Raw genomic sequence first — 22,656 nt, 5'->3', positions numbered from 1 at the left:
AAATGATGGATTTTGATGTATGAGGGTTATCCCTGACGAGACGGAAGACCAGCCACAGGACCAGCCACAGCGGGCGCGTGTGGCCGATATTGCGCGGGCCGCCAAGGTGTCCACCGCGACGGTGGACCGCGTGCTGAACCGGCGGCCCGGTGTGCGTGATGCTACTGCGCAGAAGGTGCTGAAGGTGGCCGCGGAACTGGATTACCTGCCGGAAACAGGCCTTTACGCGGCACTGGCGGCAGCGCCGATGCGGCTGACGTTTTTGCTGCCCGACGGCAGCAACCGCTTCATCCGCATGCTGGGAGACACCGTGGGCTATTCGCAGGAGCACCTCACGCCCTTCAACGTGAAGTGCCGCACCGAGCTGTTTGAAAGCTTCAATCCGCAGCAGCTGGCTGCCAGCCTGCTCAAGCACGGGCAGCGCAGCGACGGCATCGCCTTCATGGCGCTGGAGCACCCGGCGGTGCGCGAAGCCGTCAGCGAGCTGGCCGACAGGGGCGTGCCCACCATCACGCTGATCTCGGATCTGTCGGGCTCGCGGCGTGCCGGTTACGTCGGGCTGGACAACCGTGCGGCCGGCCGCACGGCGGGCTACCTGGTCGGGCGCTTCATAGCCCCCGGCGCGCGCGGCGGCAAGGTGGCGCTGATTGCCGGTTCGCTGAGTTACCGCGCCCATGAGGAACGCGAGGCCGGTTTCCTGCACGTGATCGAAGAGATGTTTCCGGCGCTGCAGGTGGTGGGCCTGCGCGAGGGGCAGGACGATGCGCAGAAAAACTACGAGCAAACCCGCACGCTGCTGGAGCAGTACCCGGACCTGGCGGGCATTTACAACATCGGCGGCGCCTCTGACGGCGTGGCGCGCGCGCTGAAAGAGATGGGGCGCGAGCACAAGGTGGTCTTCATCGGCCACGGCCTGACGCCGGACACGCGCGCCATGCTGATCGACGGCAGCATGGACGCGGTGATCACGCAAAGCCCGCAGTCCGCCATGATGAGCTGTGTGCGCATGTTCACCAACCTGCGCGACAAGCGCGACGTGATGAGCGGCGTGGATGCCGTGCGCAGCCAGGTGATTTTCAGGGAAAACCTGCCTTAGCCAAGAGGGCAGTGATTTGTCAGCTATCAATTCGGTAGTAACCCCGGCCGCTTGCCGGATTTCGCCGCCGTGCTTACAATGGCCGAAGCTTGTCGGGGTGCCAAAGATGATTCATCTGAGGCTGAGATCGCAGATGCGAGACCCGCCGAACCTGATCGGGATCATGCCCGCGTAGGGAACAAGGCACTTGGCTCCGGCACTCCCCAGCGGAACTCCCGGCTCCCCAGGCAGGCACCCCACCTTCTGGACTTTCTGGAGCAAAAGCCATGGCTAAAACCCGCCTCACCGTTGACACCAACGACCTCGCAAGCCGTATCACGCGCGCGCCTTTTCCCGGTTCCGCCAAAATTTATATCGAGGGTTCACGCCCGGACATCCGCGTGCCGTTTCGCGAGGTCACGCTGACCGACACGATGGTGCACGAGGGGGCGGGCGAGCCGCGCCGCGAAGCCAATCCACCGCTGCGCCTGTATGACGCCTCGGGCGTCTACACCGACCCCGCTTCGCCGATCGACATCACGCGCGGCTTGCCGCCCTTGCGCGGCGCCTGGATCAACGAGCGCGCCGACACCGAAGCGCTGCCCGGCATCAGCAGCGCCTACGGCCGCGAACGCCTGAACGACCCGGCGCTGGCCGCACTGCGCATGGCGCATGCGCCCGTGCCGCGCCGCGCCAAGGCCGGCGCCAACGTCTCGCAAATGCACTATGCCCGCAAGGGCATCATCACGCCGGAGATGGAATACATCGCGGTGCGCGAAAACCTGGTGCGCGCCCAGCTGGCCGAACGCCTGGCCACCGAGCGCATGCCCAAGGCGGGCCATTCCTTCAATGCGTCGATTCCGAAAGAAATCACCGCTGAATTTGTGCGTGATGAAGTGGCCCGCGGCCGCGCCGTGATTCCGAACAACATCAACCACCCCGAGAGCGAGCCGATGATCATTGGCCGCAACTTCCTGATCAAGGTCAACGCCAACATCGGCAACTCGGCCGTGACCTCGAGCATTGAAGAAGAAGTCGACAAGCTGGTCTGGTCGATCCGCTGGGGCGCCGACACGGTGATGGACCTGTCGACCGGCGAGAACATCCACGAAACCCGCGAATGGATTCTGCGCAACTCGCCGGTGCCGATCGGCACGGTGCCGATTTACCAGGCGCTGGAGAAAGTGAACGGCAAGGCCGAAGACCTGACCTGGGAAATCTTCCGCGACACGCTGATCGAGCAGGCCGAGCAGGGCGTGGACTACTTCACCATCCACGCCGGTGTGCGCCTGGCCTATGTGCCGCTGACCGCGAACCGCCTGACGGGCATCGTCTCGCGCGGCGGCTCCATCATGGCCAAGTGGTGTTTGTCGCACCACAAAGAGAGCTTTTTGTACGAGCGCTTCGACGAGATCTGCGAGATCATGAAGGCCTACGACGTGTGCTTCTCGCTGGGCGACGGCCTGCGCCCGGGCTCGATTGCCGATGCCAACGACGAAGCGCAATTTGCCGAACTGCACACGCTGGGCGAACTCACGCAGATCGCCTGGAAACACGACGTGCAAGTGATGATCGAAGGCCCCGGCCATGTGCCGCTGCAACTGGTGAAGGAAAACGTCGACAAGCAGCTCGAGGCCTGCTTCGAGGCGCCGTTCTACACGCTGGGCCCGCTGATCACCGACATCTCGCCCGGCTATGACCACATTTCTTCTGCGATGGGGGCGGCCAACATCGGCTGGTATGGCACGGCCATGCTGTGCTATGTGACGCCGAAAGAGCACCTCGGGCTGCCGAACCGCGACGACGTGAAGCAGGGCCTGATTGCCTACAAGATTGCCGCGCATGCGGGCGACCTGGCCAAGGGCTACCCGGGCGCGCAGATGTGGGACAACGCGGTGTCCAAGGCGCGCTTCGAGTTCCGCTGGGAAGACCAGTTCCGCCTGGCGATCGACCCGGACACGGCCATGGCCTACCACGACGAAACCCTGCCGAAGGAAAACGCCAAGGTGGCGCATTTCTGTTCGATGTGCGGGCCGAAGTTCTGCTCGATGAAGATTTCGCAGGAAGTGCGCGAGTTTGCAAGGCTCAACCCGACCACCACCACGCTGGCCGCACCGGGCGTGATTGCGATCAAGCAGATCGACAGCGGCTTCGAGGAAAAGGCGAAAGAGTTCCGTGAAGGTGGCAGCGAGATTTATTCCTGATGCAGTGTCCCGGACTTGTTCCCTCTCCTTTCCTCTTCTTCTGGAGAGGATTAAGGTGAGGGAGTGAGGCAGAAAGGCTGAAAACACCATCATGAAAACTCCCCATATCGGCATCGCAGGCGCTGGCCTGGCCGGCCGCACGCTGGCCTGGCGCCTGCTGCGCGCCGGCTGCCGCGTGAGCCTGTTCGACGCGCGCCTGCGCGATGACCAGGCCACCGCGTCCATGACGGCGGCGGCCATGCTCTCGCCGCTGGCCGAGCTGGCGGTGTCGGACGAGGTGGTGTTTGCGCTGGGCCAGCGGTCCATGCAGCTGTGGCCGAGCTGGATCGCGGAGCTGGCGGCCACGGGCGCACCGCCGGTGTATTTCCGCCAGCAGGGCACGCTGGTGGTGGCGCACGCACCCGACCAGGCCTCGCTGGAACATTTCACGCGCCTGCTGCGTCACAAGCTGCCCGAGGCCTGCCGTGCGCAGGTGCACACGCTCGACAGCGCGTCGCTCGCGCGGTATGAGCCGGCGCTGGCCGGGCGTTTTGGCGGCGGCCTCTTTCTGGAAAGCGAAGGCCAGCTGGCCAATGACCAGCTGATGGCGGCACTGGCGGCGCAGATCGATGCGCTGGGCGGCCGCTGGCATGAAGGGCAGCGGGTAGACCGCCTGGCGCCGCATCTCATCAGCTGCCCCGGCGCCAACTACACCGTCGACGTGGCGGTGGATGCGCGCGGCGTGGGCAGCCAGGCGGCATGGCCGCAATTGCGCGGCGTGCGTGGCGAGGTGCTCACGGTGGAATGCCCGGGCGTGACGCTGCAGCGCCCGGTGCGCCTGATGCATCCGCGCTACCAGCTTTATGTGGCGCCGCGCCCCGATCACCGTTTTGTGGTGGGTGCGACCGAGCTGGAATCGGAAGACACCGGCGCCATGACCTTGCGCTCCATGCTGGAGCTGGGCAGCGCGCTGCACAGCCTGCACCCGGCCTTTGGCGAGGCGCGTGTGGTGCGGCTGGCGGCGGCCTTGCGGCCGGCGCTGGACGACCATCGCCCGGCGGTGGCCTTGCGCGACGGTGTCTGGCATATCAACGGCCTGTACCGGCATGGCTATCTATGTGCGCCTGCGCTGGTGGAGGAACTGGTCCATCAACTTCTGGAGAGCCCGGCATGACGGTGATGAACGCTCTTGAAATTTCGCTCAATGGCAAACGCGTGGCCACCGAGGCGCCCACGCTGCAGGCGCTGCTGCTGGCGCAGGGCTACCAGTTGCAGGGCGCTTTCGCCTGTGCGATCAACAACGCCTTTGTCCCGCGGCCGCAGTGGGCCGAGCGCGCCTTGCAAAACGGTGACCGCATCGACGTGATCACGCCGATAGCTGGAGGCTAGCTGTGGAACACCCCCGCCGTATGCTCACTTCGTGTAGCCTCCTACCCCCCTTGCAGGGGGCGACGCTTGCGGCCTGGCGGAGCCAGTTCCGCTGCGTCTGCTGGCATGGCGCCGCCTCTGTGGAACCACTGCTATGACCACATCCGCTGTATCTTCAATCGCGCACGGCCAACCTTGGGCTGTGGCTGGCACCACCCTGTCCAGCCGGTTCTTCCTCGGCACCTCGCATTACCCGTCGCCGCAGGTTCTGAGCGAGGCTGTGGCGGCCTCCGGCACCGAGGTGTTGACGGTCGGGCTGCGCCGGTTGCAACCCGAGAGCGGTGGCGGCAACAGCTTTTGGCAGCGTATCCAGGCGTTGGGCTGCCACATGCTGCCCAACACGGCAGGCTGCCACACGGCCGAGGAAGCCATCACGCTGGCGCAGATGGCGCGCGAGATTTTCGGCACCCCGTGGATCAAGCTGGAAGTCATAGGCGACGACTACACGCTGCAGCCCGACACGCAGGCCACCCTGCATGCGGCCAGCGTGCTGGCGCGCGAAGGCTTTGCGGTGTTTGCCTACACCACCGATGACCTGGTGATCGCCCAGCGCCTGCGCGACGCCGGCTGCGCGGCGGTGATGCCCTGGGCCGCACCGATTGGCACCGGCCGCGGGCCGCTGAACCCCTATGCGCTGGAAACGATGCGCCGCCGCCTGCCCGATGCGGTGCTGGTGGTGGACGCTGGGCTGGGCCGGCCTTCGCATGCCGCGCAGGTGATGGAACTGGGCTTTGACGCGGTGCTGCTCAACACCGCCGTGGCGCAGGCCGGTGACCCGGTGCGCATGGCGCGCGCCTTTGCCGATGGCGTGGCCGCCGGCCGCGCCGCGTATGAGTCAACGCCCATGCCCGAGCGCGCTGCGGCGCAGGCGTCCACCTCGACCGTAGGCGTGCCCTTTTGGCACGCGCCTTGATGCCGGTCGGTCTTGCTCCTTCCCCTGCTGGGGGAAGGTAGGGATGGGGGCTCTGTGCACCTGCCTCTTTTTCAAACAAAGCGGACCCGTCGGCTTTGTTTCTCAGGGAGCGTCCGTTTTCCATCTGGTGGGGAAAATCTTGCTGCGCAAGCCCCCATCCCAACCTTCCCCCAAAGGGTGAAGGAGAAAAACCATCAGACCGCTGATTGTGGGTAATACCAAACGATGACTACTTCTACCACTGCCTTTGCTCCCCTCACCGGCCCCATCGGCTTTTACCCCGTGGTACCCGATGCCGCCTGGGTGCAGCGACTGCTGGGCTGGGGTGTGCGCACCATCCAGCTGCGCATCAAGGCGGCGGACCACACACCAGCCGAGATCGAGCGCGAGGTTCGCGCGGCCATCGAAGCGGGCCGCGCCGTGTCGGGCGCGCAGGTCTTCATCAACGACCACTGGCAGCTGGCGCTCGCCGCCGGCGCCTATGGCGTGCACCTGGGCCAGGAAGACCTGAGCATGGCGGAGGCGGACCTCAATGCTTTGCGTAACGCGGGTGTACGCCTGGGCCTGAGCACGCACACGCCGGCCGAGCTGGCGCGTGCCCATGCGGTGCAGCCCTCCTACCTGGCGATTGGCCCGGTCTACCCGACCCTGCTCAAGGTCATGCCCTATGAACCGGTGGGCCTGGAGCGCCTGAAAGACTGGGCGCTGCGGGCCGCACCGTACCCCGTGGTGGCGATTGGCGGCATTTCGCTGGCACGCTTGCCCGGTGTGCTGGCCTGCGGGGTGGATGGCGTGGCGGTGGTCAGCGCCGTCACGCAGGCGGCTGACCCACAGCAGGCCACCCGGCAGGCACTCGCTTTTTTTGACGCGCCTGCTTGATGTGAATCAAGGTGCGCCCGCCTGAGCGGTGGGATGCTGGGCTTCACTGAGTTTGTCCTGGGAAAGACGATCATGGCCTACGCAACCCTGCGCATCATTCGCGACGAGCACGCTGCCTTGTCCGCCGTACTCAAATCCCTGTTGATGATGCTGGATCGCGGGCCCGGCGATGCGCCGGAAACGTTTTTCGACGTGCTGCGCGCCATGCTGTTTTACATCGATGAGTTCCCGGAGCGGCAGCACCATCCCAAGGAATCGGATTTGCTGTTTCCCAAGGTCGTGCGGGGTGCACCGGAGACGATGGAGGTGGTGGCGCGCCTGGAGCACGACCATATGAACGGTGAGCTGGCGGTGCGTGCGCTGCAGCACCAGTTGATCGCGTGGGAGCTGCTGGGCGAGGCGCGCAAGCCGGCGTTCGAGACAGCCGCGCGCGCGTATGTGGCGTTTTACCTGGAGCACATGAAGCTCGAAGAAACCGTGATCCTGCCTGCAGCCGAGAGAACGCTGAATGCCGCCGACTGGCACGAGCTGGACGCCGCCTTCGGCACCAACCGGGACCCGCTTGCCGGGTCCTGTCCGCATGACACGGCCTATGACCGCCTGTTCACCCGTATCGTCATGAAAGCCCCCGCACCCATCGGGTTGGGGCCTTCTTCCGTCAATGCCTGAAAACGCACGTCAGGCCGCCTCGCAAGGCTTGAAACTGGCTGCGGCTTAAGGTTTTAGCGCCAGTTCGGCGACTGCGCAGAACCAGCGCACGCCCAGGCCCAGCGCCGCATCGTTAAAGTCATAACGCGGGTGGTGCAGCGACACACTGCTTTCATCACCGCTGCCCTGGCCCAGCCAGAGGTAGGCGCCGGGGCGCTGCTGCAGCATGAAGCTGAAGTCTTCCGAGGTGAAGGCCGGGTGCGCCGCCACACTGGCTTGCAGGCCGGCGTCCGTGGCGGCCTGCAGCGCCAGACCGGCCTCAGGCGCGCTGTTGATCGTGGCCGGGTAATAACGGGTGTACGTGACCTCAATCTCGGTGCCGGTGGCCATCGCAACGCCCGCTGCGGTCTGCCGCAGCGCGGCCTCGATGCGGTCTTGCGTGGCGGCGTCGAAACTGCGCACCGTGCCGGTCAGGCCCACGCTGGGCGGCAGCACATTGTGCGACTGGCCGCCTTCAATGCGTGTGACCGACAGCACCGCCGACTGGCCCGGGTCTATACGCCGCGAGACGATGGTGTGCAGCTGCGTGACGAGCGAGCTTGCCGCAAGTATCGCGTCGGGTGTGTGCTGCGGCTGTGCCGCGTGGCCGCCTCGCCCGCACACCGTGATGTCAAACCGGTCGGCTGCCGCCATGATGGCGCCGGGCCGGGTCTGCGCGCTGCCCAGCGGCAGGTCCGGCCAGTTATGCAGCGCATAGACCGCATCACACGGGAAACGCTCAAACAGCCCGTCATTGATCATGGCGCGCGCGCCGCCATGGCCTTCTTCCGCGGGCTGGAAAATAAAATTCACCGTGCCCTCAAAACCGCGTGTGCGCACCAGCTGGCGCGCCGCGCCCAGCAGCATCGCGGTATGGCCGTCATGGCCGCAGCCGTGGTGAATACCGGGCCGCGTGCTGGTGTGCGCCACGCCGCTTTGTTCCGTGATAGGCAAGGCATCCATGTCGGCGCGTAAACCCACGCTGCGCCGTCCGCTGCCGGCGCGGAGCACGCCGACAACACCCGTGCCGCCGATGCCTTCGTACACCTCCAGCCCCAGGTCGCGCAGGGCCGAGGCGACGATGCCGGCTGTCCGATGTTCCTTGAACGCAAGCTCCGGATGCGCGTGCAAGTCATGCCGCAGCGCGACCAGATCGGGCACCAGGTCCGCAATCTCCTCTGTCATTGGAGGGCCTGGCATGCCGTCCGCGGCTGGCCGGCGGCCATGAAGTACTGCCCGGGCGTCATGCCGAACACGGTCTTGAAGTGCCGCGAGAGATGGCTTTGGTCATAGAAGCCCGCCTCGCTGGCCGCGCTGGCGACCGGCATCCCCTGCCGGATCAGGGCTTGTGCGCGTGCCAGGCGGAGCCGGCAAATGTAGCGATGCGGGGCAACACCCACCTGCTGGCGAAATACGGTGGCGAAGCGCCATATGCTGAGCCCGGCGAGATCGGCCAGCTCCGATAGCGTCAGCGCCTGGCTGAGGTTCTCGTTGATGTGCCGCTGCACACGCTGGATCGCTGCGGCCGAGCGGGCAGGCGCCGGGATGCGGGGAGGAGGGTTCATGCTGCAAGCGTAGGCCAGCCCCACCGGAGATGGCACCGGAAACGGGCGCCGGCGCAGCAGCAAATGTCGAATCGGGTCGGGCTGCGGCAAAAGCTGCGGCCCTAAGAACGTGTTCACGGTCTATTTGGGGCCGCGTTGGGGAGCAATCGGGATGAGTTGGCTGTCAACGCCCGCAGCATGGGCTTGTGCCCATGCAAGGGTGATGGCAGGCAAATCGCCCGATTTCTCCCCAACCCGAAGGGCAGCTGTCTTTTCGGGCAGTCTGGGGTGTTGCGACTCTTGCCAATAGCCAGCTATTGGCGGCGAGCCGCGCCTACCAGCCCCTCCCGAAAAGGCAGCTGCGCGGCCCCAAATAGACCGTGAACACGTTCTAAGCCCCGCTCAAACGTGCGGCTGCATCAGCTGCTCGATCGGGTAGTAGTTCTTGACGAACGGTGTTTTGATCACGATGTAGCTGAAGTATTTTTCGATGCCGATGTTGGCCTCCAGCAAGCCTTCGATGATCTCCTGGTAGTGGTTCACACCGCGTGTGACGAACTTCAGCAGGTAATCGTAGCCGCCGCTGACCAGGTGGCACTCCACGATCTCGTCGATCGGGCGGATGCTCATCTCGAACTTGACGAAGTCCTCGCGCCTGTGGTCCTGAAGCGTGACCTCGGTGAACACCAGCAGCGTGTCGCCCAGCTTCTCCAGCCGGATCTGCGCGCCATAGCCGGCGATATAGCCGGCTTGCTCCAGCCGCTTCACGCGCACCAGGCAGGGGCTGGGGGACAGGCCGACGGCATCGGCGATCTCGACGTTCGAGGCGCGCCCGTTTTTTTGCAGGTGGCACAGGATTCGCAGGTCGAGGCGGTCAAGCTTGGGGTTGCCAGTGGAGGTATTCATCGTTAACCCCTTTTAAGCAAGTTCCACGCCCAAGTCAATCAGGTTAAGCCAGGGCGCGCCGCACTTCGGGCTGGTCGAGCACGGTGTCCAGCGTGCGGTTCAGCCGCTCGAACATCTGCTCGAACTCCGAGGGCGTGAAGCACAAGGCCGGCGCGAAACCCAGGATGCTGTCGCCGAAAGCGCGGAAGATCAAGCCGTTCTCGTAAGCCGCTTTGGCAATGCGGTCGGGCAGTTGCAGCGCGGGGTCGAAGCTGGCCTTGGTGTATTTGTCGCTCACCAGCTCCAGCGCGCCCAGCAGCCCGCGCGAGCGCGCGTCGCCCACCAGCGGATGGCGCAGCATGGACCGCAACCCGGCCTCGAAGTGGGACGCGACGCGCTGGCCGTTGGCGAGAATGCCGCCCTCTTCGTAGAGCCGGATGACTTCCAGCGCCACGGCGGCGCTCACCGGGTGCGCGGAGTAGGTGGCGCCGTGGCCCACCAGGGCACCGGCCGGCGTGCCGTCGGCAATGCCGGCGTACACGCGCTCGGACATGAGGAGCGCGCCCATGGGCGCATAGCCGGAGGTCAGTCCCTTGGCGACCGTCATCAAGTCCGGCGACACGCCCTCGGCGTCGCAGGCGAACATCGGGCCGGTGCGGCCGAAGCCGGTGATCACCTCGTCGGCCACGAACAGGATGTCCAGCTCGCGGCAGGCTTCGTGCATGGCCTTGAGCCACCCCGCGGGCGGCACGATCACGCCGCCCGAGCCCTGGATCGGTTCGCAGAAGAAGGCCGCGACATTCTCCGCGCCAAGCGTGTTCACCTTCTCGCGCAACGCGGCTACCGAAGCCGCGATCACCGCTTGCGGATCACCACCCACGGGACTGCGGTAGGGGTAAGGCGAGGGAATGTAGTGTTGCTCGGGACGAGGCAGGTCGAATCCGCGATGGAAGGCGGGCAAGGCCGTCAGGCCGGCGCCGGTGGAGGATGAGCCGTGATAGCCGCGTTCCAGCGCGATGAAGTGTTTCTTGCGCGGCCGGCCCGTGGCGTTGTAGTACTGCACGATGAGGCGCACGGCTGCATCAATCGCCTCGGAGCCGCCCAGCGTCAGGTACACATGCCCCAGTCCGGGCGGCGCGATCTCCACGAGCTTGGCGGCCAGGCGGATGGCCGGTTCGCTGGCGTAGCTGAAATAACCCGTCGCGTAGGGCAGCTCGCGCATTTGGCGCGCGGCGGCTTCCACGACGCTTTCGTGGCCGTAGCCAATATTGACGCACCACAGGCCCGCGAAGGCATCGAGCAGTTCGCGGCCGTCGGCGTCGCGCAGCCAGGCGCCCTTGCCGGAGCGCAGCACCGTGGCGCCGCGCTGCTCATGGCCGCGCCAGTTGGCCACAGGGTGGATCAAATGCGCGCGGTCAAGCGCCACAAGCGAAGAATTAAGTGAAAGGGTTTTGGTGGACATCATGGGGACAAGCTTAGGCGCGAGTGCGCAGCGGGTGCTGCGGCTTGTCCCCCTTGCGCGCGCACGACCATGCTGTTGTTCGCGCGCGTACGGTAGAAGATTCTGCGGTTCCTGATGCCGGTGCGGGGGTGATGCAATCCGCGCCCCCCCCGGCCAAGCCCGGGATGGCGGGCTCAGTACCCGCGCGAGCGGTCCACCACGCCTTCGAGCGGCAGGCCGACCTCGTATCGCCGCAGGTTGTCCAGCAGCGCTTCGGCCGCGGTCCCGGCCTGGGTTGCGCTCGCAATGTGGGGCGTGAGCCAGATGCGCGGATGGTCCCAGAACGGGTGGCCCTGCGCAGGCGGCTCCGGCTCGCAGACATCCAGGACCGCGGCCGAGAGCCGATTGCTTTCCAGTGCGGCGAGCAGGTCCGCTTCCACCAGGTGGCCGCCGCGCGCGGCGTTGACCAGGCAGGCGCCTTCCGGCAGCGCGTCGAACACGCGCCGGCCGAGAATGCCGCGCGTTTCGGGCGTGAGCGGCAGCAGGCATACCAGGATGTCGGTGCGGGCCAGGAACTCGTCCAGCTCCGCCTCGCCGCTGTAGCAGCGCACGCCCGGCTCGTTGCGACGCGAGCGATTCCAGCCCGCGCAGTCAAAGCCGAGCAGCCGCAACTGCGCGAGCGCCGCGCGCCCCAGCATGCCCATGCCCATCACGCCCACGCGCCGCGTGGAGGCCGGCCGCACGGGGTGCTGCTGCCATTGGCTGAGGCCTTGCTGCCGCAGGTACAGCGGCATCTCCCGGTGCAGCGACAGCACGGCCCAGCTGACGTATTCGCACATGCAGGCGGTCAGGCCCGGCTCCACCATCCTGACCACGGTGAGCCCGGCCGGCAGCGCCGCGAAATCGAACTGGTCCACCCCGGCCCCCACCGAAAACAGGACCTCCAGGTTGGGAAAGGCCTCGGCGATGCGCGGCGGAGGCTCCCAGGCCGCGAGGAAGCGCACTTGCGCCGGATCCCCGATCTCGGGCCAGGTCCGGAACGGCAGCTGCGGCATCCTGCGCGCGAACTCCCCGGCCCACACGGCCCCGCGCTGCGCGGGGCCCTTGTACAAAAAAGTCATGTTAGTTTTCCATGCAATTCGGAATTACCGCGATCCGCGAATCGCGGCTGGCCGAAGCGAGGGCACGCGCGGAACCGGCCTTGCCGGGCCGCAGAGTGCGCCCCCTGAGGGGGGAGCAGGCTACACGAAGTGAGCCTGAACGGGGGTGGGCCATTCCTACCCCATGGCCTGGTTGACCAGCGCCCAGCCGCCGACGGCCGGGCCTCGCTCCAGCGGGCCGTTGCGCACCATGGTCGTGACCGTGTCCACCCGGGGCAGGCCCTGCGCTTCGAGCCATTCGGGCAAGCCGCTGGCGGCGTCCACATCGATGCGCAGGAACTTGCCGGCAAAGCGGCTGCACCAGTGCCCGACGAGCGCCTGCGCGCTCGCGAGATCCGGCGCCACCACGGGGCCGACGGCATAGCCGCGCCCAAAGCGCCGCACGATGGAGAAACCCACGGCTTCCCCGCCGCGTGCCAGCACAACCGTCTCGCCTTCGGCCAGCAACTGGTGCAACATGGCTTCGCGCGGCATGCCGGCAGAACGGGCATCCAAGGCGACGAGTGTCTTTGCGTCATTGCGACCCAGTGGGCGCAGCCGCTCGCCCGGCGCCAGTGCCACCAGTTGCGCCGGCGCGGCCAGGCCCTGGTGCTGCCGGATCTCGCCCGTGATCTCGAAGCCCATCCGTTCATACAGGCCGCGACCTTCGACCGTGGCGTGCAGCAACACGGTGCGGTCTTCCAGCCCCGCCATCACCGCGTGCATCAGGTGCTGGCCCACGCGCTGCCCCTGCATCCGCGGCGACACCATCACATGGCCCACCGTCGCGTGCTGCTTGCCCCAGGGCCAATGCAGCGCGGTGCCTACCAGTTGGCCGTCGCGCAGCGCCGCCACGCCCTGGCCATGTGCCAGGCTGAACCGCCAGTCCTCAATGCGGTGAGGCCATTGGAACTCGCGCGACAGCGCCTGCGCTGCCTCCAGGTCATCCGCTTTCAGCCGACGAAGCGTCACGCCGTCGGGCAGCGGGCGGCCCACCGCGGCCAGCGCGGCCTGTGGAGTAAAAACGTGGTCGGACATAGGGCTTCCCTTCAAAACGTCAATGGCGGTTTGGGGACGATGATGCCCGGCGCAACGGCCCCACGGCTTGTACGATCTTGGCGCCGGCCACGGCCGCGCGAAGAACGGCACAAAGCCCCTGGAGCCCGCGGTACTCCGGATGAATGCTGCGTTCGCGCCGCGCAGAACCGCAACAACTGCGGCGGATGCTGCCTAGGATTGCTCCTATTGAACCACCGCGACAACAGGAAGCTTACCGATGTCCGTCGACTGCCACCCACTATCCCTGCCTGCCGGCCGTTTCCCCTCCGCCGCCTGGCGGTGGAGGCCGGGCTGCGCCGCAGGCGTGCGCTGAGGGACTTCCCGGTCGCCTGAACCCTTTCTCCACTCCCCTACCAACGAGGCAAATCATGATCTTCAAACCCAAGTACATCACCTTCGACTGCTACGGCACCCTCATCTACTTCCGCATGCACGAGGTGGCGTACGCCATTGTGGGAGAGCAGCTGTCGCCCGAGCGCATGCAGCAGTTCATCAAGGATTTCAGCGCCTTGCGGCTGGATGAGGCGATGGGCGACTGGAAGCCCTACGACCAGGTGCTCAAGTCCGCGTGGGCGCGCGTCTGCAAGCGCCACGGGGTCACTTACCGCGAGGAGGACGGGCAGAAGTTTTACGACGCCGTGCCCACCTGGGGCCCGCACACCGACGTGCCGCATGCGCTCACGCGCGTGGGCAACAAGATCCCGCTGGTGATCCTGTCCAATGCCATGAACGAGCAGATCGACTCCAACGTCCGCAAGCTGGAAGCGCCCTTCCACAAGGTGTACACGGCGCAGGACGCCGGCGCCTACAAGCCGCGCCTGCAGGCCTTCGAGTACATGTTCGACCAGCTGGGCTGCTCACCGGACGACATCCTGCACGTGTCTTCCAGCCCGCGCTACGACCTGATGTCGGCCCATGACATGGGCATCAAGAACAAGGTGTTCGTCAACCGTGGCCACGAGCCCAAGCCCAACGAGTTCTATACCCACGTGGAGATTCGCGACATCAACGGGCTGCCGGCACTGGTCGGCCTGTAATCCGGCGCGCGCCTGACTTCCCGCTTTCATTCAATTGCAAAAGGACCCGATACAAATGAGCGAGCTCACTTTCTTCAAACTCGACGACCTCGGCCCTGGCCGTGAGAGCGGCCCCTTGCCCGAGCGCCTGATCGCCGGCGATCCGCGCTTCATGAACTGGGACGTGGAGCAATCGCCCGACGGCAAGGTGCGCACCGGCGTGTGGGAAATCACGCCCGGCACCATCCGATCGATCAAGGGCGGCGTCTGGGAGTTCTGCCACATCCTCTCCGGCGTGTCGGAGTTGATCGAAGACGGCAAGGAACCCATCCGCGTGCAGGCCGGCGACGCCTTCGTCATGAAGCCGGACTACGTCGGCAAGTGGCGCTGCATCGAGACCACGCGCAAGATCTGGATCATCTACGGCAGCGCATGAGCGCGGCCTCGCATCCCCCAGGCATCATGAAGCTCGAATCGTTCTGGACTGATAGCACGGCTGCGTTCGAAGGCCAGACCGATGCCTTGCCCGCCAAGGCCGACGTGGTGGTCGTCGGCGGCGGCTTCACTGGCCTGTCGGCGGCCCGTACGCTGGCCATGCGCGGTGCCCGCGTGGTGGTGCTGGAGGCTTCGGCCGTTGCGGCCGAAGCGTCCGGGCGCAACGGCGGCCATGTGAACAACGGCCTTGCTGTGGACTACGCTACCGTCGCGGCCCGCGTGGGCGTCGAGCGCGCGGCCGCCTGGTACCGCGCCTACGACAACGCGGTGGATACGGTCGAACGCATCGTGCGCGAGGAGGCGATCCCTTGCGACTTCCACCGCCGAGGCAAGCTCAAGCTGGCCTCGAAGCCCGCGCACTATGAGCAGCTGGCGCGCAGTTTTGAACGGCTGCGCCGCGAGGCCGACCCGCAGGTCGAGCTGGTGCCGCCGCAGCGCATCCACGAGGAGATCGGCTGCGACCGTTTCGCGGGCGGCCTGCTGTTCAAGAAGAGTGCCCAGATGCACATGGGCCAATTCGGCCGCGGATTGGCCGAGGCCGCGGCGCGGCGCGGCGCGCAGATCTACGACCACACGCAGGTGGAGCGGCTGCAGCGGCTGAACGGTCATGCGCACCGCGTGCACACCCAACGCGGCGCCATCGATGCGGACCAGGTGCTGCTGGCCACCGGCGCGACGCGCGTGGGTGCTTACTCCAGCTTCTCCTTCTGGCGGCGCCGCATCGTGCCGATCGGCAGCTTTATCATTGTGACCGAGCCGCTCGACCCCAGCGTCCTGCAAGCCCTGCTGCCGCAGCGCCGCACCTACACCACGACCGACACGCTGCACAACTACTTTCGCATCACGCCCGACCACCGGCTGGTGTTCGGCGGGCGTGCGCGCTTTGCGCTGTCCAGTCCACGCTCGGACGCCAAGAGCGGCCAGGTGCTGCGCGAGCAATTGGTGGCGATGTTCCCGCAGCTGCGCGATGTGCGCATAGCCTACTGCTGGGGCGGCACCGTCGACATGACGCAGGACCGCCTGCCGCATGCCGGCGAAACCGACGGCTTGTACTACTCCATGGGCTACAGCGGCCACGGCACCCAGATGTCGGTGCACATGGGCGAGTGCATGGCCCGGGTGATGGCCGGCGATGTGGCGGCCAACCCGTGGCGCGACAACCCCTGGCCCGCCATCCCGGGGCATTTCGGAACCCCCTGGTTCCTCCCCGCCGTGGGCCTGTACTACCAGATCAAGAACAAGTTCGCCTGACTTTTTTTTCCACCGAGGAGACACAAAAATGACAAAACAAGAGCAGATAAGCAGCCTGATAGGCCCCGAAGAGAGCCATCGCATCATGGGCGAACTGCAGCGCGGCGCCAGCCGGCGCGACGTGCTGGCCATGCTGGCGGCCGGCGGCATGCAGGCCGCGCTGGCGGGCAGCCTGGCCTCGACGGCGGCCGCGGCGCAGGCGGCGGCCCCGCGCAAGGGCGGGCGCATCAAGGTAGCCGGGGCGACCGCCGCGCTCAGCGACACGCTGGATCCGGCCAAGTGCTCCAACCACACCGACTACATCCGCAGCTGCATGTTCTACAACGGGCTGACCTCCCTAGACGGCAGCCTGACGCCCCGGCCTGCGCTGGCCGAGGAGTTCAGCACCAAGGACGCCAGAACCTGGGTGTTCAAGCTGCGTCAGGGCGTGACCTTTCACGACGGCAAGCCGTTCACCTCTGCCGACGTGGTGTTCTCCATCCTGCGTCACAAGGATCCGTCGACCGGCTCCAAGGCCAAGGTGCTGGCCGAGCAGATCGAAGAGGTGAAGGCCACCGGCCCGCACGAAGTGACCATCCGCCTGGTGGCACCCAACGCCGACCTGCCGGCCATTCTGGGTACCTGGCACTTCCATATCGTGCGCGACGGCGTCACCGACGTGAACGCGCACATGGCGGGCATCGGCACCGGCCCCTACAAGCTCAAGGATTTCAAGCCGGGTGTGCGCTCGGTGGCCGTGCGCAACGACAACTACTGGAAGCCCAACCGCCCCTACCTGGACGAGATTGAGTATGTGGGCATCGGCGACGAGGCGGCGCGCGTCAACGCGCTCCTGACCGGCGAGATCGACCTGACCATGGCCATCAACCCGCGCTCGGTGGACCGCATCAAGGGCAGCGCCAAGCACGCGATCTTTGAGACCAAGGCCGGCCTCTACACCGACCTGATCATGCGCCGAGACAGCGCACCCGGCAGCAACCCGGACTTCGTGCTGGCGATGAAGCACCTGTTCAACCGCGAGCAGATGGTCAAGTCCATCCTGCTGGGCTACGGCGAGATGGCCAACGACCAGCCCATCCACCCCAGCGACCGCTTCTACTTCAAGGGGCTCAAGCAGCGGCCCTACGACCCCGAAAAGGCCAAGTGGCACGTGCAGAAGGCCAACCTCGGCAGCGCAGCCATCCCGGTGGTGGTGTCGCCCGCCGCCACCAACTCCGCGGAGATGGCCCTGGTTATGCAGCACGCCGCACGCCAGATCGGGCTGAACCTGGATGTGCGCCGCATGCCGGCCGATGGCTACTGGTCGCAGCATTGGATGAAGCATCCGGTGGGCTTCGGCAACATCAATCCGCGGCCGTCGGCCGACGTGCTGCTCACGCAGTTCTTCAAGTCCGACGCGCCATGGAACGAAGCGGGCTGGAAGAACCCGAAATTCGACCAGCTGCTGCTGGCCGCGCGGGCGCAACCCGACACGGCCAAGCGCGCGAAGATGTACGCCGACATGCAGGTCATGATCCACGAGGACGGGGGCATCGGTGTTCCGTTCTTCATGTCCAGCATCGACGGCCATACGAAAAAGCTCAAAGGCCTGTCGCCCATTCCGCTGGGCGGGTTGATGGGCTACAACTTCGCCGAGAACGTCTGGCTCGACGCATGAATACCAGCTGCCGCAGCTGAGCTCGCCACGTTTCTTTTTGTCCCAAGGACCCCAATTCCATGCCCAACAATCTTCTCGTCACATTCAAGCTCGACCAACTTGGCGAGCCGCGCGAATACCGGCCGCCCGCCGATCGCGTCATCGAAGGCGACATCGTGTGCCGCAGCTGGGACGTCGACAGCGCCAAGGACGGCAAGGTCCGCGCCGGCGTGTTCGAGTCGACCCCGGGGGTCAACCGCTCCATCAAGGGCGACACGTGGGAGTTCTGCCTGATCCTGTCCGGGGTGGCCGAGATCACCGAGGACGGGCAGCCCCCGGTGACCTACAGGGCGGGCGATTGCTTCATCATGAAGCCCGGTTACACAGGCACCTGGCGCACGCTCGAAACCGTGCGCAAGGTCTGGGTCACGGCCTGAGGGTGCCAGCCCCCACGCTCACTGCGTTCGCTGCCCCCCGAGGGGGCGCAGCCCTCCTTGGGAGCGGCCCAGCGAAGGGCTGAGTCAGCGACCCGCCTTTCGCCGCCACGGCGGCGGCGAAAGGGCTTGGCGCAGCATGGCCAGAAAGGCCGTTGTGCGCGCGCTCCGTCCGAAGCGTGTCCCAAGCATGGCGATGACATCCGCGGCAGGAATTTCCCAGCCCGGAAGTACCCGCTTGAGCCGACGGGCCGCCAGGTCGCCGGCAATATTCCACTCCGACCGGATCGCGACACCTTGCCCTGCGAGCGCCCAGTCGCGCACCACCGCTCCGTCATTGCTGCACATGGTGGGGTGGATGCGGATTGTCTCCGGCTCCCGGGAAGGGTGCAGGAAGCGCCAGAGGGTGACGTCCTCATCGTTCTCCCTGACCACGAGGCAGCGATGCCGCATCAGGTCTGAAGGCGATTGAATCGGTGCGGCCTTGGCCAGATAGTCCGGGCTGGCGCAGAGGATGCGCCGGTTCGGCGCCAGCGTCGTCACGATCTGGTTGAGGGACCCCGGCGGACCGATGTGAATGATGACGTCGCTGGTCTCGACCGATTGCGCGCCCGGATGGTCGGAGAGGTCGAGGGTGACCGTCACGCCGGGATGGGTCCGTGCAAAAGCGTCGGCCACCGGTGCCACATGAACCCGGCCAAAGCCGTGAGGGGCGGCAATGCGCAGGTGCCCGCCGACTGCCTTCTTCCGATCGGCCAAGGCCTCGGAGAGGGCCTCCAGCGCATCGGCCACGATCATCCCGTGCGACGCAACGAGGGCGCCTTCATCGGTCAGGCTCATCTTGCGGCCGGACCGGTCGATCAGGCGGATTCCGATACGTGCTTCCAGCGCCTGCAAGCGCTGGGTGACGGCGGGCGGCGTGACGTCCAGCTTCCTGGCGCTTTCGGCAAGCGTCGCAGACTTGGCCAGCACGTTGAAAAAGTGAAGATCGTCCGAGCTGATCATAAAGGGCAGCCTTAACTGTGAGTGCAGACTTGATTAATTGTAATCTGCATCAAACCGGCGCAATATGCTTGCAACGTGATCTGAAGCACAACTGGAGACAACACATTGGGAACAGCAATATCCATGGAACAGGCGCAAGAGCAAGAGCAAGCGCAAAAGACGGCAAGCACGCTGGATGAACTGGCGACCCCTTGCCTCATCCTCGACGCTGACCGCATGGAGCGGAACATCGCACGCTTGAGAGCCCGGCTCGACGGCCTTGGCGTGTCCCTGCGTCCGCATCTCAAGACAGCCAAGTCGGTGGAGGTCGCAAGGCGCGTCATGAGCTCGCCGGCCGGTCCCGCCACTGTTTCGACGCTCAGGGAAGCTGAGCAGTTCGTGGCGGCCGGCGTGCGGGACATCATCTACGCCGTCGGCATCACGCCAGCTAAGCTGCCGCAGGTGCTTGGGTTGCGCGCCCAGGGCGCCGATGTTGCCGTGGTGCTGGATACCGTGGAGCAGGCACAGGCTGTTGCGCAGGCCTCACGCGAGGCGGGAACGCGCATTCCGGCCCTCATCGAGATCGACTGTGATGGCCACCGCTCGGGCGTGCTGCCTGGCGACAGGCAGCGCCTTGTCGATATCGGCCGTGCCCTGGCGGACGGTGCGGAACTGCGCGGCGTGATGACCCATGCCGGCGGGAGCTACGCCGCGCGCGGGGCCGAGGCTTTGCGACAGTGTGCGGAGGCCGAGCGGCGCAGCGTTGTCGACGCCGCCGCGATCCTGCGGGAAGCAGGGCTTGCTTGCCCCGTGCTCAGTGTGGGCTCCACCCCCACAGCGCATAGCGCAACAGACCTTACCGGCGTGACCGAAGTGCGGGCGGGCGTGTTCGTGTTCTTCGATCTCGTGATGGCCGGCGTGGGCGTCTGCCAGGTCGAGGACATCGCTGTCTCGGTGCTCGCAACGGTGATCGGGCACCAGCGCGAGAAGGGATGGATCCTCGTCGACGCGGGCTGGATGGCCATGTCGCAGGACCGAGGCACCTCCAGGCAGGCGGTCAACCAAGGCTACGGGCTGGTGTGCAATATCGCCGGCGCCCCTTATGCCGACTTGATTGTTGGCGATGCGAACCAGGAACACGGGATCATCACGGTGCGGCCAGGCTCGAACGGGATGTTGCCGGACCTCGCCATCGGCGATCGGGTGCGCATCCTGCCGAACCACGCTTGCGCCACGGGCGCCCAGCACCGGGGCTATCACGTCGTCCGCGGCACCTCCGGCAAGGTCGAGGCCGAGTGGCCGCGTTTCGGGGGTTGGCTGTGATTGATGACGTGGTCCTGGTGCCGTTCGCCAAAGCACACCTGGAAGGCGCCCTGAAGTTGTCGCAGGAGATGGCCTGGCCCTATCGGATCGAGGACTGGGATGTCGCGCTCCAGCTGGGCCAAGGGTTCGTGCTGCAGGACGCCGCCGGCGAGGTGATCGGGACCGCAGTCTGGTGGCCGTACGGCGAGGCCCATGCTTGCGCAGGGATGATCATCGTCGCGAAAGCCGCCCAAGGCCGCGGTTACGGTGCCCGGCTGATGGATGCGCTGCTGGCGGCGGCGCACCCGCGCACCATCACCTTGAACTCGACGGCCGAAGGCCTGGCGCTTTATGAGCGCCGTGGGTTTGTGCCCATCGGTGTCATCCAGCAGCATCAGGGGGTTCCCAAGGAGCGCCATGAGGCGCCGCCGCCCAGCCTCGTCAGGGCGATGGCTGCGCCGGATTTCGAGGCGGTCGCGCGTCTTGATGAGCAAGCTACGGGCTGGGCGAGACAAGCGATGCTGCGCCGGCTCGTCGAGCTCGGCGACGCTGATGTGCTTCTGCGTGACGGCGTGCCCCGCGGCTACGCCATTTGCCGCCTGTTCGGCCGCGGTAATGTCATCGGTCCTGTGGTCGCCGAAAGCCCGTCCGATGCGCGCGCCTTGATCGAGGCCGCGCTCGCGCGGCTCGGGAGCGCGTTCGTGCGGGTCGATACCTCCGCCGCCTTGCAACTCGGGGAGTGGCTCGAGCGCATCGGCCTGCGGCAGGTCGATAACGCCACCACCATGGTCCTCGGGACACAGCTTGCCTCCACCGGCCCGGCGTGCATGTTCGGGCTCGCCAGCCAGTCGTTCAATTAGACAACAATCATTCCAGAGGCGATATGAAGCTGACATCCTATTGGTTGGACACATCGGAGCCATTCAAGAGCGCCGACCCGGGGCCGGTGCAGGGCAGCTGCGACGTTGCGGTGATCGGTGGCGGCCTCACCGGTTCTGCCGTCGCCGTGCGGCGCGGGGGAGAAGCATCATGAAGCTCGCCTCGTACTGGCACGACACAGCTCCGCGCTTCGACGGGGCGGTGCAAGCTCCTCCGGGCGGTCGCGCGGACGTCGTCGTCGTGGGCGGCGGGTTCACCGGCCTTTCCGCCGCCCTGGCGTTGGCAAAGAAGGGCGCGCAAGTCGTGCTGCTGGAAGCCGACCGTGTCGGAAGCGCCGCCTCGGGCCGCAACGGCGGCATGTGCAACAACGGCTTCGCCCAGGACTATGCCGCCATGTGTGCGCGGCTCGGCACTGAACGGGCGAATTTGCTCTACCGCGCGTTCGATGCCGGCGTGGACACGGTCGAGCGGATCATCGGCGAGGAGGGAATCGATTGCGACTTCCGCCGTACCGGCAAGCTGAAACTCGCGGCGAAGCCCGAGCACTACGACAAGCTGGCGCGTTCGCAGGAACTGCTGGCGCGCGAGGTCGACCCGGACACCCACATGGTGTCGAAAGCCGCGCTGTCCGAGGAATTAGGGTCGGACGCCTATTACGGCGGGCTGGTGTTCAGCAAGAGCGCGGGCATGCACATGGGCAAGTTCGTCCAGGGGCTGGCGAGCGCGGCCGCGCGGAAAGGCGTGCACATCCATGAGAACGCGCCCCTCATGGCAATGCGCCGCACCCCGAATGGTCACGAGATCGAGACACCCGGCGCGCGCGTGCAGACACGCCAGGTCCTGCTTGCCACTGGCACATCGGCGGTGGGGCCTCTCGCCTGGTTCCGGCGGCGCATCGTTCCGGTGGGTGCCTACATCATCGTCACGGAGCAGCTGCCGCAGGACCTGCTCGATCGGATCCTGCCCCGGCGCCGGATGGCGACGAACACCCGCAATCTCGTGAACTTCTTCCGTGTCACGCCGGACAACAGGCTCCTCTTCGGCGGCCGCGCGCGGTTTGCCGCCCCCGGCCCGGAATCGGACCCAAAGAGCGGAGAGATCCTGCGCCGCGACATGGTCGCTACGTTCCCGTATTTGTCGAACGTGCGCATCGACTACTGCTGGGGCGGCCTGGTCGACATGACGCGCGATCGACTGCCGCGCGCCGGCGAGCGCAACGGTATCTATTACTCCATGGGCTACAGCGGGCACGGAACGCAGATGTCCACCTACATGGGCACCGTGATGGCGGACATCATCGACGGCGGCCAGGACCGCAATCCGTGGAAGGACTTCGACTGGCCCGCCATCCCTGGGCATTTCGGCAAGCCCTGGTTTCTTCCTGCCGTGGGTGCGTATTACCGGCTGATGGACGTTTTGCGATGAG

23 protein-coding genes and 1 riboswitch are annotated in these 22,656 nt (G+C 66.2%); of the genes, 16 read left to right on the top strand and 7 right to left on the bottom strand.

From position 1 onward, the window contains the following. Positions 1-19 precede the first annotated feature (19 nt). From AC1DUB_RS13210 to AC1DUB_RS13180, 7 genes are all read left to right on the top strand, one after another. Positions 20-1,096: a LacI family DNA-binding transcriptional regulator gene (locus AC1DUB_RS13210; RefSeq protein WP_477729871.1), complete on the top strand. Its 1,077-nt coding sequence runs from the start codon at positions 20-22 to the stop codon at positions 1,094-1,096. Between the two features lie 83 nt (positions 1,097-1,179). Continuing rightward, a riboswitch (TPP riboswitch) is annotated at positions 1,180-1,291 on the top strand. A gap of 71 nt (positions 1,292-1,362) precedes the next feature. Beyond that, positions 1,363-3,279, top strand: a complete 1,917-nt coding sequence (thiC, locus tag AC1DUB_RS13205) for a phosphomethylpyrimidine synthase ThiC (protein WP_477729870.1) — start codon at positions 1,363-1,365, stop codon at positions 3,277-3,279. 91 nt (positions 3,280-3,370) lie between these two features. After that, positions 3,371-4,432 carry a glycine oxidase ThiO gene (thiO, locus tag AC1DUB_RS13200; protein ID WP_477729869.1) on the top strand — a complete coding sequence of 354 codons (1,062 nt, stop codon included), beginning with the start codon at positions 3,371-3,373 and terminating at the stop codon, positions 4,430-4,432. Further along, a complete protein-coding gene (gene thiS, locus AC1DUB_RS13195) occupies positions 4,429-4,647 on the top strand; it encodes a sulfur carrier protein ThiS (RefSeq protein ID WP_477722051.1) in 219 nt (72 codons plus the stop codon). The genes thiO and thiS overlap by 4 nt, the downstream gene beginning before the upstream one ends. Before the next feature lie 133 nt (positions 4,648-4,780). Beyond that, positions 4,781-5,599, top strand: a complete 819-nt coding sequence (locus AC1DUB_RS13190; protein WP_477729868.1) for a thiazole synthase — start codon at positions 4,781-4,783, stop codon at positions 5,597-5,599. A gap of 225 nt (positions 5,600-5,824) precedes the next feature. After that, a complete protein-coding gene (thiE, locus tag AC1DUB_RS13185) occupies positions 5,825-6,478 on the top strand; it encodes a thiamine phosphate synthase (protein WP_477729867.1) in 654 nt (217 codons plus the stop codon). Between the two features lie 72 nt (positions 6,479-6,550). Next, on the top strand, positions 6,551-7,147 hold the full coding sequence (locus tag AC1DUB_RS13180) for a hemerythrin domain-containing protein (RefSeq protein WP_477729866.1): 597 nt from the start codon (positions 6,551-6,553) through the stop codon (positions 7,145-7,147). A 45-nt stretch (positions 7,148-7,192) separates the two neighbouring features. Here AC1DUB_RS13180 and AC1DUB_RS13175 read toward each other — a convergent pair whose 3' ends face one another. The 6 genes from AC1DUB_RS13175 to AC1DUB_RS13150 form a co-directional block, all read right to left on the bottom strand. After that, a complete protein-coding gene (locus AC1DUB_RS13175) occupies positions 7,193-8,350 on the bottom strand; it encodes a M20 aminoacylase family protein (RefSeq protein WP_477729865.1) in 1,158 nt (385 codons plus the stop codon). Further along, a complete protein-coding gene (locus AC1DUB_RS13170) occupies positions 8,347-8,847 on the bottom strand; it encodes a helix-turn-helix domain-containing protein (protein ID WP_477729864.1) in 501 nt (166 codons plus the stop codon). The genes AC1DUB_RS13175 and AC1DUB_RS13170 overlap by 4 nt, the downstream gene beginning before the upstream one ends. A gap of 264 nt (positions 8,848-9,111) precedes the next feature. Then, positions 9,112-9,615, bottom strand: a complete 504-nt coding sequence (locus tag AC1DUB_RS13165; protein WP_477719266.1) for an Lrp/AsnC family transcriptional regulator — start codon at positions 9,613-9,615, stop codon at positions 9,112-9,114. Between the two features lie 43 nt (positions 9,616-9,658). Beyond that, positions 9,659-11,059, bottom strand: a complete 1,401-nt coding sequence (locus AC1DUB_RS13160) for an aminotransferase class III-fold pyridoxal phosphate-dependent enzyme (protein ID WP_477729863.1) — start codon at positions 11,057-11,059, stop codon at positions 9,659-9,661. Positions 11,060-11,229: 170 nt separating this feature from the next. After that, positions 11,230-12,156 (bottom strand): 2-hydroxyacid dehydrogenase, encoded by a 927-nt coding sequence (locus tag AC1DUB_RS13155; RefSeq protein ID WP_477729862.1) that lies wholly within the window; start codon positions 12,154-12,156, stop codon positions 11,230-11,232. A gap of 156 nt (positions 12,157-12,312) precedes the next feature. Next, positions 12,313-13,212 carry a GNAT family N-acetyltransferase gene (locus AC1DUB_RS13150; protein WP_477729861.1) on the bottom strand — a complete coding sequence of 300 codons (900 nt, stop codon included), beginning with the start codon at positions 13,210-13,212 and terminating at the stop codon, positions 12,313-12,315. A 389-nt stretch (positions 13,213-13,601) separates the two neighbouring features. On the opposite strand from AC1DUB_RS13150, the gene AC1DUB_RS13145 reads away from it, so the two are divergent. From AC1DUB_RS13145 to AC1DUB_RS13125, 5 genes are read left to right on the top strand one after another with little or no spacing between them, the layout of a single operon-like run. Further along, on the top strand, positions 13,602-14,270 hold the full coding sequence (locus tag AC1DUB_RS13145) for a haloacid dehalogenase type II (protein WP_477719270.1): 669 nt from the start codon (positions 13,602-13,604) through the stop codon (positions 14,268-14,270). A 55-nt stretch (positions 14,271-14,325) separates the two neighbouring features. Further along, positions 14,326-14,685 carry a cupin domain-containing protein gene (locus AC1DUB_RS13140; RefSeq protein WP_477719271.1) on the top strand — a complete coding sequence of 120 codons (360 nt, stop codon included), beginning with the start codon at positions 14,326-14,328 and terminating at the stop codon, positions 14,683-14,685. A gap of 26 nt (positions 14,686-14,711) precedes the next feature. Next, on the top strand, positions 14,712-15,995 hold the full coding sequence (locus tag AC1DUB_RS13135) for an NAD(P)/FAD-dependent oxidoreductase (protein ID WP_477719272.1): 1,284 nt from the start codon (positions 14,712-14,714) through the stop codon (positions 15,993-15,995). 28 nt (positions 15,996-16,023) lie between these two features. Next, positions 16,024-17,652 (top strand): ABC transporter substrate-binding protein, encoded by a 1,629-nt coding sequence (locus AC1DUB_RS13130; RefSeq protein WP_477719273.1) that lies wholly within the window; start codon positions 16,024-16,026, stop codon positions 17,650-17,652. 59 nt (positions 17,653-17,711) lie between these two features. Then, positions 17,712-18,068, top strand: coding sequence for a cupin domain-containing protein (locus AC1DUB_RS13125; RefSeq protein ID WP_477681889.1), 357 nt, complete (start codon positions 17,712-17,714; stop codon positions 18,066-18,068). 84 nt (positions 18,069-18,152) lie between these two features. Here the strand turns inward: AC1DUB_RS13125 and AC1DUB_RS13120 are convergent, their stop codons facing one another. Beyond that, on the bottom strand, positions 18,153-19,070 hold the full coding sequence (locus AC1DUB_RS13120) for a LysR family transcriptional regulator (protein WP_477729860.1): 918 nt from the start codon (positions 19,068-19,070) through the stop codon (positions 18,153-18,155). A gap of 123 nt (positions 19,071-19,193) precedes the next feature. Here AC1DUB_RS13120 and AC1DUB_RS13115 point away from each other — a divergent pair, with 123 nt between their 5' ends. From AC1DUB_RS13115 to AC1DUB_RS13100, 4 genes are read left to right on the top strand one after another with little or no spacing between them, the layout of a single operon-like run. Beyond that, a complete protein-coding gene (locus AC1DUB_RS13115; RefSeq protein ID WP_477729859.1) occupies positions 19,194-20,372 on the top strand; it encodes a DSD1 family PLP-dependent enzyme in 1,179 nt (392 codons plus the stop codon). Beyond that, positions 20,369-21,211, top strand: a complete 843-nt coding sequence (locus AC1DUB_RS13110) for a GNAT family N-acetyltransferase (RefSeq protein WP_477729858.1) — start codon at positions 20,369-20,371, stop codon at positions 21,209-21,211. Before AC1DUB_RS13115 ends, AC1DUB_RS13110 begins: the two co-directional genes overlap by 4 nt. Positions 21,212-21,234: 23 nt before the next feature. Next, complete coding sequence (locus AC1DUB_RS13105; RefSeq protein ID WP_477729857.1) at positions 21,235-21,384, top strand: hypothetical protein; 150 nt, start codon at positions 21,235-21,237, stop codon at positions 21,382-21,384. Beyond that, the gene (locus AC1DUB_RS13100) at positions 21,381-22,655 is read left to right on the top strand and encodes an NAD(P)/FAD-dependent oxidoreductase (RefSeq protein ID WP_477729856.1); all 1,275 of its coding nucleotides are present in this window, start codon (positions 21,381-21,383) and stop codon (positions 22,653-22,655) included. Before AC1DUB_RS13105 ends, AC1DUB_RS13100 begins: the two co-directional genes overlap by 4 nt. Position 22,656 lies beyond the last annotated feature (1 nt).

The sequence above is a fragment of the Polaromonas sp. P4_F9 genome, from assembly GCF_056401235.1.
This window is presented reverse-complemented; position numbering and strand designations above follow the sequence as displayed.

Excerpts from the sequence above, each read along its gene's own strand:
- AC1DUB_RS13190 (WP_477729868.1), top strand. The coding sequence starts at position 4,781 with ATGACCACATCCGCTGTATCTTCAATCGCGCACGGCCAACCTTGGGCT.
- AC1DUB_RS13210 (WP_477729871.1), top strand. The coding sequence starts at position 20 with ATGAGGGTTATCCCTGACGAGACGGAAGACCAGCCACAGGACCAGCCA.
- AC1DUB_RS13120 (WP_477729860.1), bottom strand. The coding sequence starts at position 19,070 with ATGATCAGCTCGGACGATCTTCACTTTTTCAACGTGCTGGCCAAGTCT.
- AC1DUB_RS13145 (WP_477719270.1), top strand. The coding sequence starts at position 13,602 with ATGATCTTCAAACCCAAGTACATCACCTTCGACTGCTACGGCACCCTC.
- AC1DUB_RS13115 (WP_477729859.1), top strand. The coding sequence starts at position 19,194 with ATGGAACAGGCGCAAGAGCAAGAGCAAGCGCAAAAGACGGCAAGCACG.
- AC1DUB_RS13155 (WP_477729862.1), bottom strand. The coding sequence starts at position 12,156 with ATGACTTTTTTGTACAAGGGCCCCGCGCAGCGCGGGGCCGTGTGGGCC.
- AC1DUB_RS13160 (WP_477729863.1), bottom strand. The coding sequence starts at position 11,059 with ATGATGTCCACCAAAACCCTTTCACTTAATTCTTCGCTTGTGGCGCTT.
- AC1DUB_RS13135 (WP_477719272.1), top strand. The coding sequence starts at position 14,712 with ATGAAGCTCGAATCGTTCTGGACTGATAGCACGGCTGCGTTCGAAGGC.
- AC1DUB_RS13100 (WP_477729856.1), top strand. The coding sequence starts at position 21,381 with ATGAAGCTCGCCTCGTACTGGCACGACACAGCTCCGCGCTTCGACGGG.
- thiE (WP_477729867.1), top strand. The coding sequence starts at position 5,825 with ATGACTACTTCTACCACTGCCTTTGCTCCCCTCACCGGCCCCATCGGC.
- AC1DUB_RS13175 (WP_477729865.1), bottom strand. The coding sequence starts at position 8,350 with ATGACAGAGGAGATTGCGGACCTGGTGCCCGATCTGGTCGCGCTGCGG.
- AC1DUB_RS13140 (WP_477719271.1), top strand. The coding sequence starts at position 14,326 with ATGAGCGAGCTCACTTTCTTCAAACTCGACGACCTCGGCCCTGGCCGT.
- AC1DUB_RS13165 (WP_477719266.1), bottom strand. The coding sequence starts at position 9,615 with ATGAATACCTCCACTGGCAACCCCAAGCTTGACCGCCTCGACCTGCGA.
- thiO (WP_477729869.1), top strand. The coding sequence starts at position 3,371 with ATGAAAACTCCCCATATCGGCATCGCAGGCGCTGGCCTGGCCGGCCGC.
- AC1DUB_RS13125 (WP_477681889.1), top strand. The coding sequence starts at position 17,712 with ATGCCCAACAATCTTCTCGTCACATTCAAGCTCGACCAACTTGGCGAG.
- AC1DUB_RS13150 (WP_477729861.1), bottom strand. The coding sequence starts at position 13,212 with ATGTCCGACCACGTTTTTACTCCACAGGCCGCGCTGGCCGCGGTGGGC.
- AC1DUB_RS13105 (WP_477729857.1), top strand. The coding sequence starts at position 21,235 with ATGAAGCTGACATCCTATTGGTTGGACACATCGGAGCCATTCAAGAGC.
- thiC (WP_477729870.1), top strand. The coding sequence starts at position 1,363 with ATGGCTAAAACCCGCCTCACCGTTGACACCAACGACCTCGCAAGCCGT.
- AC1DUB_RS13180 (WP_477729866.1), top strand. The coding sequence starts at position 6,551 with ATGGCCTACGCAACCCTGCGCATCATTCGCGACGAGCACGCTGCCTTG.
- AC1DUB_RS13130 (WP_477719273.1), top strand. The coding sequence starts at position 16,024 with ATGACAAAACAAGAGCAGATAAGCAGCCTGATAGGCCCCGAAGAGAGC.
- thiS (WP_477722051.1), top strand. The coding sequence starts at position 4,429 with ATGACGGTGATGAACGCTCTTGAAATTTCGCTCAATGGCAAACGCGTG.